At 72.8% G+C, this 20,044-nt stretch carries 1 protein-coding gene; it reads right to left on the minus strand.

Annotation, left to right across the window (positions count from 1 at the left end):
* A partial coding sequence (locus ACFKCF_RS55855; RefSeq protein ID WP_394504903.1) for an SDR family NAD(P)-dependent oxidoreductase occupies positions 1–19,996 on the minus strand: 19,996 nt, incomplete at its 3' end.
* Positions 19,997–20,044: the final 48 nt, after the last annotated feature.

The raw sequence follows: 20,044 nt of genomic DNA on the forward strand, positions 1-20,044 counted from the left end.
TGGTCAGCTCCCGCAGCTGCGGGCAGTCCAGCTCGTGCCCGGCCCGCACCGCCAGCTCCACCAGCGCCGCGCCCGGCACCACCACCCGGCCGTTGACCTGGTGATCGGCCAGCCAGGGCTGCGTTGCCAGCGACAACCGACCCGTGAAGGTGTGAGTGTCGGAGTCCGGCGCCGAGATGGCGGCACGGAGCATGGGGTGGTCAATGGCACCCAGCCCGGCGGCGTCCACATCACCGGACTCCAGGCTGGCCGGCACCCAGAACCGCTCCCGCTGGAAAGCGTAGGTGGGCAGATCGACCTGCCTGCCGGAAGCCAGCACCGCCGTCCAGTCCACGGCGATGCCGTGGGTGTGCAACCGGCCCAGCGCCTCGACCAGGGCGCGGGCCTCGTCGCGGTCCTTGCGGGTGGCGGGGATGAACACACCGTCGGCGATGCTCTGCTGAGCCAGCCCGGTCAGCACCCCATCCGGGCCAACCTCCAAGAAGTGGCTCGCCCCGGCAGCGGTCACCCCGTCGGCGAACCGCACGGCCTGCCGCACATGCTCCACCCAATAGCTGGGAGTGGTCAGTTGCCCCGGCTCGGCCAGTCGACCGGTCACGTTGGAAACGACCGGGATCTCAGGCTCGTGGTAGGTCAGCCCGGCGATGGCCTGCTCGAAGTCGGCCAGCATCGGCTCCATCAACGGCGAGTGGAAAGCATGCGAGACCCGCAACCTGCGCGTCCGAACGCTCACCCGCTCCTCGATCTGCGCGATCGCCTCTTCATCGCCGGAGATCACCACCGCAGCCGGGCCGTTGACCGCCGCGATCCCCACCCGGTCTCCCAGCAGGGGCAGGACGTCCGCCTCGGGTGCGGCGATCGCCAGCATCGCCCCGCCGGCCGGGAGGGCCTGCATCAACCGGGCCCGGGCCGCCACCAGCGCGCACGCATCCGCCAGCGAGAACACCCCGGCCACGTGCGCGGCAGCGATCTCCCCGATCGAATGGCCCACCAGCACATCCGCGCGGATGCCGAAGGACTCCAGCAGCCGATACAAGGCGACCTCGAAGGCGAACAGCGCCGGTTGGGTCATCCCGGTCTCGTTCAACACCCCGTCCGGGTCGTTGAACATCACCTCGCGGATCGGCAGCAGCCGATCGATCTCCTCCAGTGTCTCGGCGAACACCGGGAACGCCTCGGCGAGCTGCCGGCCCATCCCGACCCGCTGACTCCCCTGACCGGCGAAGAGCAGTGCCAACCGGCCACCAGAACCACTCTCGGAAACCCCACCCGAGGCCAGCTCCCTCAGTCCGGCCAGCAGCTCATCACGGTCAGCGCCCACCACGACCGCACGCTGCTCCAGCACCGCACGCCCCGTGGCCAACGACCAAGCGGCATCCGACACCGACAGCGACGGCCGCTCCTCCAGCCACGACGCCAGTCGAGACGCCTGAGCCTGAAGCGCCCGCGCGTCCTTGGCCGACACCAGCCAGGGCACCGCCGGCAATTCCGCGCCACCGACCTCGGCCTCGATCTCCGAAGCGGAAGGCTCCTCCAGCACGACATGGGCGTTGGTGCCACTGATCCCGAACGAGGAGACCGCCGCACGACGCGCATGCCCGTTCTGCTCCCACGGCTGCACCTCGGTCAGCAGCCGCACCGCCCCAGCCGCCCAGTCCACGTGCGGCGACGGCTCATCCACATGCAACGTCTGCGGCAGAACACCCTTCCGCATCGCCATGACCATCTTGATCACGCCCGCCACGCCCGCCGCAGCCTGCGCGTGGCCGATGTTCGACTTGATGGACCCCAGCCACAGCGGCTGCTCCCGCTCCTGGCCATAGGTCGCGAGAAGCGCCTGCGCCTCGATCGGGTCGCCCAGAGCGGTCCCGGTGCCATGTGCCTCGACCACGTCCACGTCTCCGGCCGACAGCCCGGCGTTCGCCAGGGCCTGGCGGATCACCCGCTGCTGCGAGGGGCCGTTCGGCGCGGTCAGGCCGTTGCTGGCGCCGTCCTGGTTGATCGCCGAACCCCGCACCACCGCCAGCACCTGGTGACCGTTGCGCTGGGCGTCCGACAGGCGCTCCACCAGCAGCATGCCGACACCCTCACCCCAGCCGGTGCCATCAGCGGCGGCTGAGAAGGCCTTGCAGCGCCCGTCCGGGGACAGGCCCCGTTGCCGGGAGAACTCGATGAAAGTGCTCGGTGTGGCCATCACGGTGACGCCGCCGGCGAGGGCCAGGTCGCACTCGCCCGATCGCAGTGCCTGAACCGCCAGGTGGAGTGCCACCAGCGAGGACGAGCATGCCGTGTCCACGGTCACGGCCGGACCTTCCAGGCCCAGGGTGTAGCTCACCCGGCCGGAGGCGATGCTGCCGGAGCTGCCTGTGCCGATGAGCCCTTCCAGCTCGCCGGGCACGGCCGAGAGCTGGGGCGCGTAGTCGTGGTACATGACCCCGGCGAACACACCCGTCCGGCTGCCACGCAGCCCGTGGGGATCGATCCCCGCCCGCTCGACCGCCTCCCACGACGCCTCCAGCAACAACCGCTGCTGCGGATCCATCGCCAACGCCTCACGCGGCGAAATCCCGAAAAACCCCGAATCAAACTCCGCCGCGTCATACAAGAACCCGCCATGCCGCGCATACGACGTCCCACGACTATCCGGATCCGGGTCATACAACCTCTCCAGATCCCAACCCCGATCAACCGGAAACTCCCCAACCGCATCCCGGCCAGAGAACACCAGCTCCCACAGACCCTCCGGCGAGGCCACGCCACCCGGATACCGGCACGCCATCCCCACGATCGCGATCGGCTCATCCACCACCGCCGTGGCGACTGCCACCGCCTGCGAGGACTGCCCACCGACCAACTCACCCGCCAGATACCCGGCCACCGCCTCAGCCGTCGGGAAGTCGAACACCAACGTCGCCGGCAACCGCAGCCCCGTCGCGGCATTGAGCTGGTTGCGGAACTCCACCGCGGTCAGCGAGTCGAAGCCCAGCTCCTGGAACCGTTTGGTCGGCTCCACCGCATCGGCGCTCTGGAACCCGAGCGCCGTAGCCACCTGGCTGCGTACCAGCTGAAGGAGATCGGCCGGGTTCGCGCTGGTGGTGGTCGTGCTGGTACGGCGGTTGGGCACGCGGACCAGCCCGTGAAGGAGCGCGGGCAGCGTGCCTGCCTGCGCCTGGGCCTGCAGCGCCGGCATGCTCAGCGCGGCCGGGACCAGGACGGCGCGGTCGCCGTTGACCGCGGCGTCGAACAGGGCCAGTCCGTCGGCGATGGGCAGAGGTGTGATGCCGCCGCGTTCGAGTCGGCGCAGGTCGGACTCGTCCAGCTCGCCCGCCATGCCGCCGGTGGCCCACAGGCCCCACGCCAGCGACGTCGCCGCAAGGCCCTGCGCTCTGCGCCGCTGGGCCAGGGCGTCCAGGTACGTGTTGGCGGCGGCGTAGTTGCCCTGACCCGCGCTGCCCAGCACCCCGGACAGGGAGGAGAACAGCACGAACGCGGTCAGACCGAGGTCCCGCGTGAGCTCGTGCAGGTGCCAGGCCGCGTCGGCCTTCGGCTGGAGGACGGCGTCGATGCGCTCCGGAGTAAGGGATCCGACGACACCGTCATCCAGAACACCTGCCGTGTGGACGACGCCCGTCAGCGGGCGGTCAGCCGGGATGGAAGCGATCAGGCGGGCGAGGGCGTCGCGATCCGCCACGTCGCAGGCGGCCACGTCCACCTCCGCACCCAGGTCAGAGAGCTCGGCCACCAGCTCGGCCGCGCCCGGCGCCTCCGGACCGCGCCGGCTGACCAGCAGCAGGTGCCTGACTTCGTACGCGTTGACGAGGTGGCGGGCGGCCAACGCACCGAGCCCACCGGTGCCACCGGTTACCAGCACCGTGCCGTCCGCCCCGAACGCCGCCGCCTGCTCCTCCGGCAGTGCCGCACGGCTGAGGCGCGGCACCAGGAACTGGCCCGCCCGCACCGCCACTTGGGACTCACCGGTGTTGAGCGCCTGGGAGACCGAGTCCGTCGAGTCGTCGTCCACGTCCAGGAGCAGGAACCGGTCCGGCTGTTCGGCCTGCGCGGCGCGTACCAGGCCCCACACCGCCGCCTGCGCCGGGTCCGGCACGTCGTCCGGGGTCGCCGCGACCGCGCCGTGCGTGACGACCACCAGGCGCGCGGGTGGCCGGTCGGCGGCGAGCGTCTCCTGCACCGCCGCCAGCGCGGCACCGGTGGCGTGCCTGATCGCCTCCGGGGTCGCCGCCTCGGTCGCCGGTACGTCGAAGATCTCGTACTGGAGGCCGTTCTGCGCGGTACGGCCACCGGCCGGCACCCAGTCGATCTGGAACAGGGTGTTGGGACCCGTCATCCGCTGGTCGGCGGAGCTGGGGCGCAGCGTGAGCGAGCCGACCTCCATGACGGGCGCGCCGGCGGCGTCCGCCATGGTCAGCGCGACCACCCCGGCGCCGGCCGTGGGCGCGATCCTGACCCGTAGCACCGTCGCGCCGTCGGCGTGCAGCGCCACCTGGCTCCAGGCGAAGGGGATGTACGGCCGTCCCGGTTCGGCCTGCGGGAGCAGGCCGGACATGGGGATGGCGTGCAGGGAGGCATCGAGCAGCGCCGGGTGCAGGCCGAACCGCCGGGTCTCGGGCTGGATGTGCTCCGGCAGGGCGATCTCGGCGTAGACGGCGTCGTCGGCCTTCCAGACGGCCCTGAGGCATCGGAAGGCATCGCCGTACTCCATGCCGGTCGCGGCGAGGTCTTCATAGACGCTGCCCACATCCAGGGATTGCGCGCCGGGCGGCGGCCACCGCGTGAGATCGAAGCCGGGTACGACGGCGGCCGGGGACAGCACGCCCTGGGCGTTCTGGCTCCAGTCCGTGGCGTCCTCGGCCCTCGAGTAGATCGTCACCTGCCGGCGTCCCGACTCGTCGGCCGCTCCGACCACCACCTGGAGATGCAGGGTGCCCCGCTCGGGCAGGACCATCGGGGTCTGGTGGGTGAGCTCGTCGAGCACCGGGCAGCCGGCCTCGTCCCCGGCCCGTACCGCCAGCTCCACCTGGGCGGAGCCCGGCACGACCACCCGGCCGCCCACGACATGGTCGGCCAGCCATGGTTGCGCGGCCGGTGACAGGCGGCCGATGAGGGTGAGGGTGTCGGCCCCCGGAGAGGGGACGGTCGCGGTCAGGAGCGGGTGCTCGACGGCCGCCAGCCCGCCGCCCGAGGCGACGTCACCGGTGGAGTATCCGGCGTCGAGCCAGTACCGCTGGCGCTGGAAGGCGTAGGTGGGCAGGTCGACGTGCCGGGTGGGGACGGAGGTGAAGTAGGTGTCCCAGTCCACGATGATGCCGTGGGTGTACAGCCTGCCGAGCGCCTCGACCAGGGCGCGGGCTTCGTCGCGGTCCTTGCGTACGGCGGGGATGAACACACCGTCGGCGATGCTCTGCTGAGCCAACCCGGTCAGCACCCCGTCCGGACCGACCTCCAGGAAGCAATCGGCCCCCGCAGCCGCTACGCCGTCGGCGAACCGCACGGCCTGGCGCACGTGCTCCACCCAATAGCTCGGAGTGGTCAGCTGCCCCGGCTCGGCCAGCCGGCCGGTGAGGTTGGAAACGATCGCAAGAGTGGGCTCGTGGTAGGTCAGCCCTGAGATGGCCTCCTCGAAGGAAGCCAGCATCGGCTCCATCAACGGCGAATGGAAAGCATGCGAGACCCGCAACCTGCGCGTCCGAACGCTGACCCGCTCCTCGATCTGCGCGATCGCCTCCTCATCACCGGAGACCACGACCGCTGCGGGGCCGTTGACCGCCGCGATCCCGACCCGGCCCTCCAGCAGAGGCAGAACCTCCGCCTCGGGCGCGGCGATCGCCAGCATCGCGCCACCGGTCGGGAGGGCCTGCATCAACCGGGCCCGGGCCGCCACCAGCGCGCACGCATCCGCCAGCGAGAACACCCCGGCCACGTGCGCGGCGGCAATCTCCCCGACCGAATGGCCCACCAGCACATCCGCGCGGACCCCGAAGGACTCCAGCAGCCGATACAAGGCGACCTCGAAAGCGAACAGCGCCGGCTGGGTCATCCCGGTCTCGCTCAACACCCCATCCGGGTCGTCGAACATCACCTCACGCACCGGCAGCAGCCGGTCGATCTCCTCCAGCGCCTCGGCAAAGACCGGGAACGCCTCAGCGAGCTGCCGCCCCATCCCGACCCGCTGACTCCCCTGACCGGCGAACAACAACGCCAACCGGCCACCAGAACCAGTCACCACATCCGAAGCCAGCGCCCGCAAACCAGCCAGCAGCTCGTCACGATCGGCGCCCACCACGACCGCACGCCGCTCCAACACCGCTCTCGCGGAGACCAGCGCCTTACCGACCCCGGCAATCGATACGTCATTCCTCGACGCCCAGTCCGCGAGCCTGCCTGCCTGCTCCCGTAGCGCTGCCGCGTCGTTGGCCGAGATGAGCCAGGGCACGGCGGGCAGCGACGGGTCGTCCTCGTCGGCGGGCTCGACGGTGACCGGGCCCTGCTCGACGATCACGTGGGCGTTGGTGCCGCTGACGCCGAAGGAGGAGACTCCGGCCCGGCGCGGGCGGTCCTGGAGGTCCCAGGGACGGGCCGAGGTCAGCAGTTCGACCGCCCCCGCCGACCAGTCCACGTGCGGCGACGGCTCGTCCACGTGCAGGGTCCGGGGCATGAGGCCATGCCGCATCGCCAGGACCATCTTGATCACGCCGCCCACCCCGGCGGCGGCCTGCGTGTGACCGATGTTCGACTTCAGCGAGCCCAGCCACAGCGGCCGGTCCCGCTCCTGTCCATAGGTCGCGATGATGGCCTGCGCCTCGATCGGGTCGCCGAGGGTCGTACCGGTGCCGTGGGCCTCGACCACGTCCACGTCCGCGGTCGTCAGACCGGCGTTGGCGAGGGCCTGGCGGATCACGCGCTCCTGGGAGGGGCCGTTCGGGGCGGTCAGACCGTTGCTGGCGCCGTCCTGGTTGATCGCGGTGCCCCGGATGAGGGCGAGGATCCGGTGGCCGTTGCGCTGGGCGTCCGACAGCCGCTCCACCAGCAGCATGCCCGCGCCCTCGGCCCAGCCGGTGCCGTCGGCCGAGGCGGAGAACGCCTTGCACCGGCCGTCCGCGGCGAGCCCGCGCTGCCTGGAGAACTCGATGAAGACGTTGGGCGTGGCCATCACCGTCACACCCCCGGCCAGGGCGAGATCGCACTCGCCGGACCGCAGGGACTGCGCGGCCAGGTGCAGCGCCACCAGCGACGACGAGCAGGCCGTGTCCACCGTCACGGCCGGGCCTTCCAGCCCGAACGTGTAGGCGACCCGGCCGGAGGCGATGCTGCCCGCGCTGCCGTTGAGCACGAACCCCTCGAACCCTTCGGGCGCCTGTGGCAGGCGCGTGCCGTAGTCGTGGTACATCACGCCCGCGAACACGCCGGTACGGCTCCCGCGCATCGCCTTGGGGCTGATCCCGGCCCGCTCGATCGCCTCCCACGAGGTTTCGAGCAGCAGCCGCTGCTGCGGGTCCATCGCGGTGGCCTCGCGTGGCGAGATCCCGAAGAGCGCGGGGTCGAAGAGGTCGGCGTCGTGCAAGAACCCGCCCTCTCGGGCGTAGCTGGTGCCCGCGTGGGCGGGGTCGGGGTCGTACAGCCGTTCCAGGTCCCAGCCCCGGTTGCCGGGGAAGGTGGTGATCGCGTCGGCGTCCTGGGTGAGGAGCCGCCAGAGGTCCTCGGGCGAGACCACGTCGCCGGGGTAGCGGCAGGCCATGCCGACGATCGCGATGGGCTCGTCCGCGGTCCCGGCCTGGGCGGCCACCTGGTCCGCCCGCGCGGTCCCGGTGAGCTCGGCGCGCAGGTGCTCGGCGAGTTCGTCGGGGGTGGGGAAGTTGAACAGGAGCGTGGCCGGCAGCCGCAGGCCGGTGGCGGCGTTGAGCCGGTTGCGCAGCTCGATGGAGCTCAGCGAGTCGAAGCCGAGGTCCTTGAACGCGGTTCCGATGTCCACGGCGTCGGCGTCGGCGTGGCCGAGCACCTGAGCGACGCTCGTACGGATAAGCGACAGCAGCGCGCCCTTGTCGGCCCGCGCCCTCGCCTTCCTGGGTGCCGCCGGCTTGCGCGCCGGGGCCTTGACCAGGGCTCGGAAGACGGCGGGGATCTCGTCCTGGCGGCGCAGCGCGGCCGTGTCGAGGCGGGCGAGTATCTGCACTCCCCTGTCGAGCGCGAGCCCCGCGTCGAACAGGGACATGCCCTCGGCCACGGGCAGCGGCGCGAGCCCGATCCTGTTGAGCCGGGCGACGTCGGCCTGGCTCAGCGCGCCGGCCATGCCGCTGTCCGACTCCCACAGCCCCCACTGGAAGGAGGCGGCGGGCAGGCCTCGCGCCCGCCGGTGCAGGGCCAGGGCGTCCAGGTACGTGTTCGCGGCGGCGTAGTTCGCCTGGCCTGCGCTGCCGACCGTGGCCGCGACGGACGAGTACATCACGAAGAACGACAGGTCGAGGCCCTCGGTGAGCTCGTGCAGATGCCAGGCGGCGTCCGCCTTCGGGCCGAAGACGCGGTCGATCCGCTCGGTGGTCAGCGAGGTCACGGCGCCGTCGTCCACGATGCCGGCCAGGTGCACGACACCCCGCAGCGGCAGGTCCGCGGGGATGCCGGCCAGCAGGGCGGCCAGTTCCGCGCGGTCCGCGACGTCGCAGGCCGCCACGGTGACCTGGGCACCCAGCGAGGTCAGCTCGTCCACCAGCGCCTGGGCGCCGGGCGCCGCGGCACCGCGACGGCCGGCCAGCAGCAGGTGCCGGACGCCGTGCCCGGTGACGAGCCGCCGCGCGGCCAGGGCCCCCAGCTCGCCCGTGCCACCGGTCAGCAGCACGGTCCCGTCCACCGTCACGGGCGCGGTCCCGATCACGGACGCGGGCGCGGGGGCGGGGGCGGGCCGGGTCACGGGAACGATGCGGGGCACGCGGATCTCGCCCTGCCGCAGGGCGACCTGCGGCTCGCCGGACGCGCAGGCGCGCAGCAGCGCGGCCGCGGAGTCGGGATGGTCGTCCGTGTCGACGATGACGAACCGGCCGGCGTGCTCGGACTGGGCGGACCGCATCAGGCCCCAGACCGGCGCGGTGGACAGCTCCGGCACCTCGCCCTCGGCCGCGCTGACCGCCCCACTGGTCACCAATGCCAGCCGGGACTGCGCGAACCGCTCGTCCGCGAGCCACCGCTGTACGAGCGCGAGCACCTCGTACGTCCTCGTACGCCCCTCACCTGCCGGTATGCGGGCGAGCACCAGGTCGGGGACCGCCTCCACGCCACCCAGCGAGGACAGGCCGTCGAGCTCCACCACGCGCTCGGGCTCCGGCCCGGCCGCCGCGGGCGCGGTCACCCAGTCCAGCGCGTACGGCGTGCCACCCGCCGACAGGTCGGCCGTCACGGGCCTGACCACCAGGGAGTCCACGGTGAGGATCGGCGCGCCGGTGTCGTCCGCGACGCTCAGCGACAGCTCGCCCTGCCCCTTCGCCGTCGTACGGACCCGCGCCGCGGTCCCGCCCACCGCGTGCGGCGAGATGCCGGACCAGGCGAAGGGCAGGAACGGCTGCCCCGGCTCGGTACGCGGCAGGAGGTCGCCGAGCGTGATGGAGTGCAGCACCGCGTCGAGCAGGGCGGGGTGGAACCCGAACCGCTCCGCGCCCGCCAGCGCCTGGTCGGGCAGCACGATCTCGGCGTAGACCGCGCCGTCACGCTGCCAGGCGCTCACCAGGCCCTGGAAGGCGTCGCCGTACTCCAGGCCCGAGACGGCCAGGTCGTCGTACAGGTTGTCGATGTCGATGGGCTGCGCCCCGGACGGCGGCCATTGCGCGAGGTCGAAGCCGGGTTCGGCGGTGGCGGGGCCGAGCGTGCCCTGGGCGTGCCGTTGCCAGGAGTCGCCGCCTTCGGGGCGGGAGTACACGGCGATGCCACGCCGGCCGCCGTCGTCCGGTCCGTCTATGACCACCTGGAGCTGTACGGGGTGCTCGTGCGTGATCGCGAGAGGAGCTTGGATGGCCAGCTCGGAGACCGCGTCGCAGTCCTCGGTCTCCGCCGCGGCCCGCAGCGCGATCTCGAGGAAGCCCGTGCCGGGGAGGATCACGGTGCCGTTGACCGCGTGGTCGGCGAGCCAGGGCAGCGTGGCCAGGGACAGCCGTCCGGTGAGCGTGAGGGTGTCGGAGTCGGGGGCGGGCACGGCCGCGCTGAGTATGGGGTGGTCCACGGCGCTCAGCCCGGCGGCGGTCACGTCGCTGACGGCTCTGCCCGACTCCAGCCAGTACCGCTGGTGCTGGAAGGCGTAGGTGGGCAGATCGACGTGCCTGGCCGGGGCCAGCACCGCCGTCCAGTCCACGGCGATGCCCTGGGTGTACAGCCGGCCGAGCGCCTCGATCAGCGCGCGGGCCTCATCCCGGTCCTTGCGGCTGGCGGGGATGAACACACCGTCGGCGATGCTCTGCTGGGCCAACCCGGTGAGCACTCCATCCGGGCCGACCTCCAGGAAGCAGTCAGCCTCCGCGGCCGTCACCCCGTCGGCGAACCGCACGGCCTGGCGCACGTGCTCCACCCAGTACTCGGGGCGGGTGAGCTGCCCCGGCTCGGCGAGCCGGCCGGTGAGGTTGGAAACGATCGCGAGAGTGGGCTCGTGGTAGGTCAGCCCGGCGATGGCCTCCTCGAAGGAAGCCAGCATCGGCTCCATCAACGGCGAGTGGAAGGCATGCGAGACCCGCAACCTGCGCGTCCGAACGCTGGCCCGCTCCTCGATCTGCGCGATCGCCTCCTCGTCCCCGGAGACCACGACCGCTGCGGGGCCGTTGACCGCCGCGATCCCGACCCGGCCCTCCAGCAGAGGCAGAACCTCCGCCTCGGGCGCGGCGATCGCCAGCATCGCGCCACCGGTCGGAAGCGCCTGCATCAGCCGGGCCCGGGCCGCCACCAGCGCGCATGCATCGGCCAGCGAGAACACTCCGGCCACGTGCGCGGCGGCGATCTCCCCGACCGAGTGACCGACCAGCACATCCGCCCGAACCCCGAAGGACTCCAGCAGCCGATACAAGGCGACCTCGAAGGCGAACAGCGCCGGCTGGGTCATCTCGGTCTCGTTCAACACCCCATCCGGGTCGTCGAACATCACCTCACGCACCGGCAGCAGCCGGTCGATCTCCTCCAGCGCCTCGGCAAAGACCGGGAACGCCTCAGCGAGCTGCCGCCCCATCCCGACCCGCTGACTCCCCTGACCGGCGAACAACAACGCCAACCGGCCACCGGAACCAGTCACCACATCCGAAGCCAGCGCCCGCAAACCAGCCAGCAGCTCGTCACGATCGGCGCCCACCACGACCGCACGCTGCTCCAGCGCAGAACGTCCCGTCGCCAACGACCAAGCGGCGTCCGACACCGAGAGCGACGGCCGCGCCGACACCCACGACGCCAACCGGCCGGCCTGCTCCACCAGCGCCTCACGGCTCTTCGCCGAGAGCACCCAGGGCACCACGGGCGAGCCCACGACCTCGTCGGAAGCCGGTTCGACCAGGTCCCCCTGCTCAAGGATCACGTGGGCGTTGGTGCCGCTGACCCCGAAGGACGAGACGGCGGCACGGCGCGGACGATCCTGAACATCCCATGACCGAGCCTCGGTCAACAGCTCAACAGCACCGGCCGACCAGTCCACGTGCGGCGACGGCTCGTCCACATGCAGCGTTCGGGGCATGAGGCCGTGCCGCATGGCCATCACCATCTTGATGACCCCGGCCACACCGGCAGCCGCCTGCGTGTGGCCGATGTTCGACTTCAGCGACCCCAGCCACAGCGGCTGATCCCGCTCCTGGCCATAGGTCGCGAGGAGCGCCTGGGCCTCGATCGGGTCGCCCAGAGCGGTCCCGGTGCCATGTGCCTCGACCACGTCCACGTCTCCGGCCGACAGCCCGGCATTGGCCAGCGCCTGCCGGATCACCCGCTGCTGCGACGGCCCGTTCGGCGCCGCCAGGCCGTTGCTGGCACCGTCCTGGTTGATCGCCGACCCCTTGACGACCGCCAGCACCTGGTGCCCGTTGCGGCGGGCGTCCGACAGCCGCTCCACCAGCAGCACGCCGACACCCTCACTCCACCCCGTGCCGTCAGCCGCGGCGGAGAACGCCTTGCACCGCCCGTCGGCCGACAGCCCGCGCTGCCGTGAGAACTCCACGAACGTGCCGGGCGACGCCATCACCATCGCGCCACCCGCCAGGGCCAGGTCGCACTCGCCCGTCCGCAGGGCCTGCGCGGCCAGGTGCAGCGCCACCAGCGACGACGAGCACGCGGTGTCCACGGTCACCGCCGGGCCCTCGAACCCGAACGTGTACGACACCCGCCCGGACGCGACGCTGGCCAGCTGGCCGGTGAGGAGATACCCCTCGACCGCGTCGGAGCCCTCGGAGCGCCGTGGCCCGTACTCCATCGGCGCGATCCCGGTGAAGACCCCGGTCTGGCTGCCGTGCAGCGTGGCCGGGTCGATGTTGGCGTGTTCGAAGACCTCCCACGAGGCCTCCAGGAGCAGCCGCTGCTGCGGGTCCATGGCCAGGGCCTCGCGCGGCGAGATGCCGAAGAAGGCCGCGTCGAAGTCGGCGGCGTCATGAAGGAAGCCGCCCTGCCGCGTGTAGGAGGTGCCCCGGTTGCCGGGGTCGGGGTCGAACAGCCGGTCCAGGTCCCAGCCGCGGTCGACGGGGAACTCGCCCACCGCGTCCCGGCCCTGCGCGACCAGCTCCCACAGGTCGTCCGGCGACAGCACGCCGCCGGGGAAGCGGCAGGCCATGCCCACGATCGCGATCGGCTCGTCGTGCCCGGCCGACCGCACGGCGGTGGCGGGCGTGGCGGAGCCGCCGAGCAGTTCGGTACGCAGGTGGTCGGTCAGCGCCTTGGGCGAGGGGTAGTCGAACAGCAGCGAGCTGGGCAGTCGCAGCCCGGTGGCGGCGTTGAGCCGGTTCCTGAGCTCGACCGCGGTGAGCGAGTCGAAGCCGGCGTCCTTGAACGCTCCGGTGGCGCTGATGACGTTCGGCGTCACGTGCCCGAGCACGAGGGCGGCCTGGCCGCGTACCAGGTCGAGCAGGGTGCGTTCCTGCTCGTCCGGGCTCAGCCCGCGCAGGGACTGCGCCAGGGGCTCGTCCCCGGAGCCCGAGCCGGTCCCACCGGCCGCGCGGCGCTCGACGGGCTTGCGCAGCATCCCGCGCAGCATCGCCGGTACGGGGTCCGCGACCTTGGCCAGGCTCAGCCGGGCGGGCAGCGTCGTCACGGCGCCGCCGGCGAGCGCGGAGTCGAAGAGCTCCAGCGCCTCGTCCCGCGGCAGCGGGGCGACGCCGAGCCGGGCCCAGCGCGCCAGGTCGGCCGTGGCGAGCGTACCCGCCATGCCGCCGAATTCGGCGGAGTTGTCCCACAGGCCCCAGTCCAGGGCCGTGGCGGGCAGGCCGAGCGAGTGGCGGTGGCGGGCGAGGGCGTCGAGGAAGGCGTTGGCGGCGGCGTAGTTGGCCTGGCCGGCGCTGCCGAGCGTGGCCGCGCACGACGAGAACAGCACGAACGCCGACAGTTCGCGCTCGCGGGTCAGCTCGTGCAGCAGCCAGGCGGTCTCGGCCTTGGTCCGCCACACGGTGTCGAGCCGGGAGGGGGTCAGCGCCGGCACGACGCCGTCGTCGAGCACGCCGGCGATGTGCACGACGCCGGTCAGGTCGCGGCAGGAGTCGATGAGCCCGGCCAGCGCTTCGCGGTCGGTGACGTCGCACGCGACCAGTTCGGCGTGCGCGCCGAGCTCGGCCAGCTCAGCCGCGAGCGCGACGGCTCCGGCCGAGCTCGGGTCGCGGGTGACGAGGACGAGGTTCCGTACGCCGTGCCGGGCGGCGAGGTGCCGGGTGACCGTGCGTCCCAGCGCTCCGGTGCCGCCGGTGACCAGCACGGTCCCGCCGGGGTGCCAGGGCCGGTCCGCCGGCGGCCGGCCGCGCCGCGCCAGCCTCGGGACGTAGATCTTGCCGGACCTGATCGCCAGCTGGGGCTCGTCGTAGGCGAGGGCCGCGGCGACGGCGTGCTCGGCGCTGCCGTCGTCGTCGAGCAGCACGAACCGGTCCGGGTACTCCGTCTGCGCCGACCGGACCAGGCCCCACACGGCGGCACCGGCCAGGTCGGGCACCTCGTCGGTCGCTCCCCTGGTGACGATCACCAGCCGGGCCGACGCGGGCCGGTCACCGTCGAGCCAGTCCTGGACGGCGGAGAGCACGCGGAGCACGGCAGCGCGCGCCCGGTCCGTCCCATCCCTTTCGTCCTCGTCGTGCCAGGGCAGGAGCACGTCGCCGGGCGCCACGGTGGCTGCGCCCGCGGCGGGTACGGGCATCCAGTCCACCTCGAACAGCCCGACCTGCTCGGCGGGCAGGTCCACGGGACCGCGTGCCTCCAGCCAGTACCTCTGGCGCTGGAAGGCGTACGTGGGCAGGTCTACGTGGAGCGCGGGTGCGGCGCCGAAGTAGGTGTCCCAGCCGACGGTGACGCCGCAGGCGTGGAGCTGTCCGAGTGCCTGGACGAAGGTGTCGACCTCGTCGCGGTCCTTGCGTACGGCGGGGACGAAGACGCCGTCCGAGAGCATCTGCTGGGCCAGCCCGGTGAGGACGCCGTCGGGCCCCACCTCCAGGAAGAGCGCGGCGTCCGCGGCGACGATGCCGTCCGCGAAACGGACGGGGCGTCGTACGTGGTCGACCCAGTACCGGGGGCTGGTGAGCAGGCCGGGCTCGGCGAGCCTGCCGGTGACGTTGGAGATCACCGGGATGACGGGCTCGTGGTAGGTCAGCCCCGTGATGGCCTCCTCGAAGGGGGCCAGCATTGGCTCCATCAGCGGCGAGTGGGCGGCCTGGGAGATCCGCAGCCGGCGCTTGCGTGCCGTGACGTTCTGCGCGATCTCCTCGATGGCGGCCTCCGCACCGGAGATGACCACCGAGGTCGGGGTGTTGACGGCCGCGATGGCGACCCGGTCCTCGTACCCGTCGAGGAGCGGCAGGACGTCGGCCTCGGACGCGGCGATGGCGAGCATCGCGCCGCCCGGGGGCAGCAGCTGCATGAGCCGGGCCCGCACGGCGATCAGGGTGCAGGCGTCGGCGAGGGAGAACACCCCGGCCACGTGGGCGGCGGCGATCTCGCCGATGGAGTGCCCGACCACCACGTCCGCCCGTACGCCGAGGGATTCGAGCAGCCGGTACAGGGCGACCTCGAAGGCGAACAGCGCCGGCTGGGTCATCCCGGTCTCGTTCAGCACGCCGTCGGGGTCGCCGAACATCACCTCGCGCAGCGGGTGCGGCAGGTGGGGGTCCAGCAGCGCGCAGATCTGCTCCAGCGCCTCGTCGAAGGCGGGGAAGGCCGCGGCCAGGTCGCGGCCCATGCCGAGCCGCTGGCTGCCCTGCCCGGTGAACAGCAGGGCGAGCCGGCCCGCCGGGCCGCTGCCGGTCAGCACGCCGGGCGCGGCGGGGCCGCCCGCCAGTGCCCGCAGGCCGGCCAGCAGGTCGTCGCGCTCGCGGCCGACGATCACCGCGCGGTGTTCGAGCAGGGACCGCTCGGCAGCCAGCGCGGCACCGGCGGCGGCGACGGGGATGTCGGGCGTCGCCCAGGACGCGAGCCGCTCGGCCTGCCCGGCCAGCGCCTCGGGCGTCTTCGCCGAGATGAGCCAGGGGACGGCGGGGAGGTTCGCGTCGTCGCGGGGGGCGGGGGCGGCCGGGTCGCCCTGCTCGATGATGACGTGGGCGTTGGTGCCGCTGATGCCGAAGGACGAGACGGCGGCGCGGCGCGGACGATCGTCGACGTCCCACGACCGGGCCTCGGTCAGCAGTTCGACGGCACCGGCCGACCAGTCCACGTGCGGCGACGGCTCGTCCACATGCAACGTCTGCGGCAGGACCCCGTGACGCATGGCCATGACCATCTTGATCACGCCACCCACCCCGGCCGCCGCCTGGGAGTGGCCGATGTTCGACTTCAACGACCCCAGCCACAACGGCTGCTCCCGGTCCTGGCCATACGTCGCGATCAACGCCTGCGCCTCGATCGGGTCACCCAGCGTCGTGCCGGTCCCGTGCGCCTCGACCACGTCCACGTCTCCGGCCGACAGTCCGGCGTTGGCCAGCGCCTGGCGGATCACCCGCTGCTGGGAGGGGCCGTTCGGCGCCGTCAGCCCGTTGCTGGCACCGTCCTGGTTGATCGCCGAGCCCTTGACGACCGCCAGCACCCGATGACCGTTGCGCCGCGCGTCCGACAGCCGCTCCACCAGCAGCATGCCGACACCCTCGGCCCAGCCCGTGCCGTCGGCCGAGGCCGAGAACGCCTTGCACCGCCCGTCCGGCGACAGCCCGCGCTGCCGCGAGAACTCCACGAACATGCCGGGGGACGCCATCACGGTCGCGCCGCCGGCCAGCGCCAGATCGCACTCCCCGGACCGCAGCGACTGCGCGGCCAGGTGCAGCGCCACCAGCGACGACGAGCACGCGGTGTCCACGGTCACCGCCGGGCCCTCGAACCCGAACGAGAACGCGACCCGGCCGGAGATCACGCTGGCGGAGGTGCCGGTCAGCACGTAGCCTTCCGCCGCCCCGGTGGCCTCGTGCAGGCGCGGGCCGTAGTCCTGGGCCATCGCGCCCGCGAACACGCCGGTCCGGCTGCCGCGCAACCCTGCCGGGTCGACACCCGCCCGCTCGATCGCCTCCCACGACGCCTCCAGCAGCAACCGCTGCTGCGGATCCATCGCCAACGCCTCACGCGGCGAGATCCCGAAGAACCCAGGATCGAACTCCCCCGCGTCGTACAAGAAACCGCCATGCCGCGCATACGACGTCCCACGGCTGTCCGGATCCGGGTCGTACAGGGCCGCCAGATCCCAGCCGCGGTCGACGGGGAACTCCCCTATGGCGTCCGTACCGGAGATCACCAGGTCCCACAGGTCCTGCGGGGACTGCACCCCGCCGGGGAAGCGGCAGGCCATGCCCACGATCGCGATCGGCTCGTCCGCCACCGAGGCGGCGGTCGCCACGGCCTGCGCGGCCTGCCCGCCCGTCAGCTCCGCGCGCAGGAACGCGGCCAGCGCCTGCGGCGAGGGGTAGTCGAACAGCAGCGAGCTGGGCAGCTGGAGCCCGGTGGCGGCGTTGAGCCGGTTCCTGAGCTCGACGGCGCTGAAGGAGTCGAAGCCGAGCGCCTTGAAGGCGGTGGCGGTGTCCACGGTCGCGGCGTTGGCGTGGCCGAGGACGAGCGCGATGCAGGTCCGTACGAGCTCCAGGAGCAGCTGCTCCTGCTCCGGCTCGGGCAGGCCGTGCAGCCGGTCGGCGAGTGGCTGCGTCCCCTCGCCGGTCGCCGCCGGCTCCGGGGGCGCGGGCGGGGGCGGCGCCGAGCCGTCCGGCTCGGGAAGCCAGTGGTAGGTGCGCTGGAAGGCGTAGGTGGGCAGCGGGACGCGCCGCGCGCCGGGGTACAGGGCGTCCCAGGCCGGCGCGGTGCCGCGTACCTGCAGCTCGGCCAGGGCCAGGGCGGCGCTGTGGCATTCGGCCCGGTTGTCCCGCAGCGTGGCGACGAACCGGAGGCCGGGGTCGGCGGGCAGGCAGTGCTGCCCCATGGCGGCCAGCACGGAGCCGGGCCCGACCTCCACGAACGTGGTCACGCCCGTGTCGGCCAGCGCGCGGATGCCGTCGCTGAAACGCACGGCCTCGCGGACGTGCCACACCCAGTGGCCGGGCGAGCACAGGTCCTCGCCGGACGCGACGGCGCCGGTGAGGTTGGAGACGATCGGGATGGCCGGTTCGCGGTAGGTGAGCGACTCGGCCACCTGCCGGAACTCCGCCAGCATCGGGTCCATCAGCGGCGAGTGGAAGGCGTGGCTCACGCGCAGCCTGCGGATCTTGCGGTCGCGGGCGCGGAACTCCTCGGCGATCTCCGTGACGCGCTCCTCCGCGCCGGAGACGACGACGGAGTCGGGGCCGTTGATCGCGGCGATGCTGACCGAGTCGTCGAGATGGGGGCGGAGCTCCGCCTCGGTGGCCTGGACGGCGATCATGGCGCCGCCGGTGGGCAGGGCCTGCATCAGCCTGCCGCGCGCGGCGACCAGGGTGCAGGCGTCGGCCAGGGACAGCACCCCGGCGACGTGCGCGGCCGAGATCTCCCCGATGGAGTGGCCGATGAGCCGGTCGGGGCGGATGCCCCAGTGCTCGTACAGGCGGGTGAGCGCGACCTCGAAGGCGAAGAGCGCGGGCTGGGTCATCCCGGTCTCGTCCAACACCCCGTCGGGGTCGTCGAACATCACCTCGAGCAGCGGATGGGCGAGCTCGCCGTCGAAGCAGGCGGCGATCTCGTCGAGGGCCCGCGCGAAGGCGGGGTGCGCGTCGTAGAGCTCGCGGCCCATGCCGGGGCGCTGGCTGCCCTGGCCCGAGTAGAGGAAGGCCACGTCGCCGTCGCTCGGCCGTCCGGTGACGATCTCGGCGGCGGCCTCTCCCCTGGCGAGCCGGTCGAGCACCTCGGCCAGCCGGGACGGCTCGTCGACGACGATCGCGGCCCGGCGGTCGAAGGCCGTACGCGTCGTGGCCAGCGAGTAGGCCGTGTCCGCGGCGTCGGCGGCGGGTCCGGCGAGCAGGTGGTCGCGCAGCCGTCCTGCCTGGGCCCGGAGCGCGGCCTCGCTCTGCCCGGCCAGCGGCAGGATCACCGGCCCGGCGGGGCGAGGCTCCGGTCGCGGGCTCTCCTGCGGGTGCTCGGCGAGCACCACGTGGCAGTTGGCGCCTCCCATGCCGAAGGAGCTGACCCCGGCGACCAGCGGTTCGCCGGCGCGCGGCCAGGCGGACAGCGCGGTGTTGACGCGCAGGTTCAGCTCGTCGAACGGGATCAGCGGGCTGGGCGTCTCGAAGTTGAGCGATGCCGGCAGCTCGCGGTGCCTGATGGCCAGCACGGTCTTGAGCAGGCCGACGATTCCCGCGGCGCCTTCCAGGTGGCCGACGTTGGTCTTGGCCGAGCCGACGAGCAGCGGCGTGCCCGGGTCCTTGGCGGTGCCGACGGCGGCGCCGAGGGCGCGTGCCTCGACGGGGTCGCCGACCCGGGTTCCGGTGCCGTGCAGCTCGACGTACTGGACGTCGGCCGCCTGCACGCCGGCCCGCTCGCAGGCCAGCCGGATGACCTCTTCCTGGGCGTACTGGTCGGGGACGGTGAGCCCGTCGCCGCCGCCGTCGTTGTTCACGGCGCTGCCCGCGATCACGCAGTGGACGCGGTCGCCGTCGGCGAGCGCGCGGGCCAGCGGCTTGAGCACGACGATGCCGCCGCCCTCGCCGCGGACGTAGCCGTTGGCGCGGGCGTCGAAGGTGAAGCACTTGCCGTCGGGCGACAGGGCGCCGAACCTGAGGGCGGCGAGCGTGCTGTCGGGCGTCAGGTTGAGGTTCACGCCGCCGACGATGGCCAGGCCCGACTCGCCGTTGCGCAGGCTCTCGCAGGCCAGGTGCACGGCGGTGAGCGAGGCCGACTGCGCGGAGTCCACGGTCATGCTGGGACCGTTCAGCCCGAGCATGTAGGAGATCCGGTTGGCGAGCAGGGCCCGGCTGATGCCCGTGAGGCTGTGGCGGGTCAGCGCCGCGCGGCCGGAGCCCTGCAACAGCTGGGCGTAGTCGCCGGCCATGGCGCCGACGAAGACGCTCGTGCCGGTGCCCCGCAGGCTGCCCGGGACGATGCCCGCGTCTTCGAGCGCCTCCCAGCTCAGCTCCATGAGCAGCCGCTGCTGGGGGTCCATCATCGCGGCCTCGTTCGGGGAGATCCCGAAGAACTCGGCGTCGAACTCGGCTATGCCGGTGATGAAGCCGCCGCGCAGCGACGCGGTCTCCGGGGAGTTCCACCGGCCGCCGGGAACGTCGGTGACGGCGTCGCCCCCGTCGCGCAGCAGCCGCCAGAAGGAGTCCGGGTCCGGGGCCTGAGGGAGGCGGCAGGATATGCCGACGATCGCCACCGCGTCGTCGGAAAAACTACGAGAGGAGCGTTCGTAGGACATTGAACCAATCCAGATTCCGACGGAGCGAGCAGAGGGCAGGGAAACGCT

Source organism: Nonomuraea sp. JJY05, from assembly GCF_043496855.1.
Taxonomy (GTDB): domain Bacteria; phylum Actinomycetota; class Actinomycetes; order Streptosporangiales; family Streptosporangiaceae; genus Nonomuraea.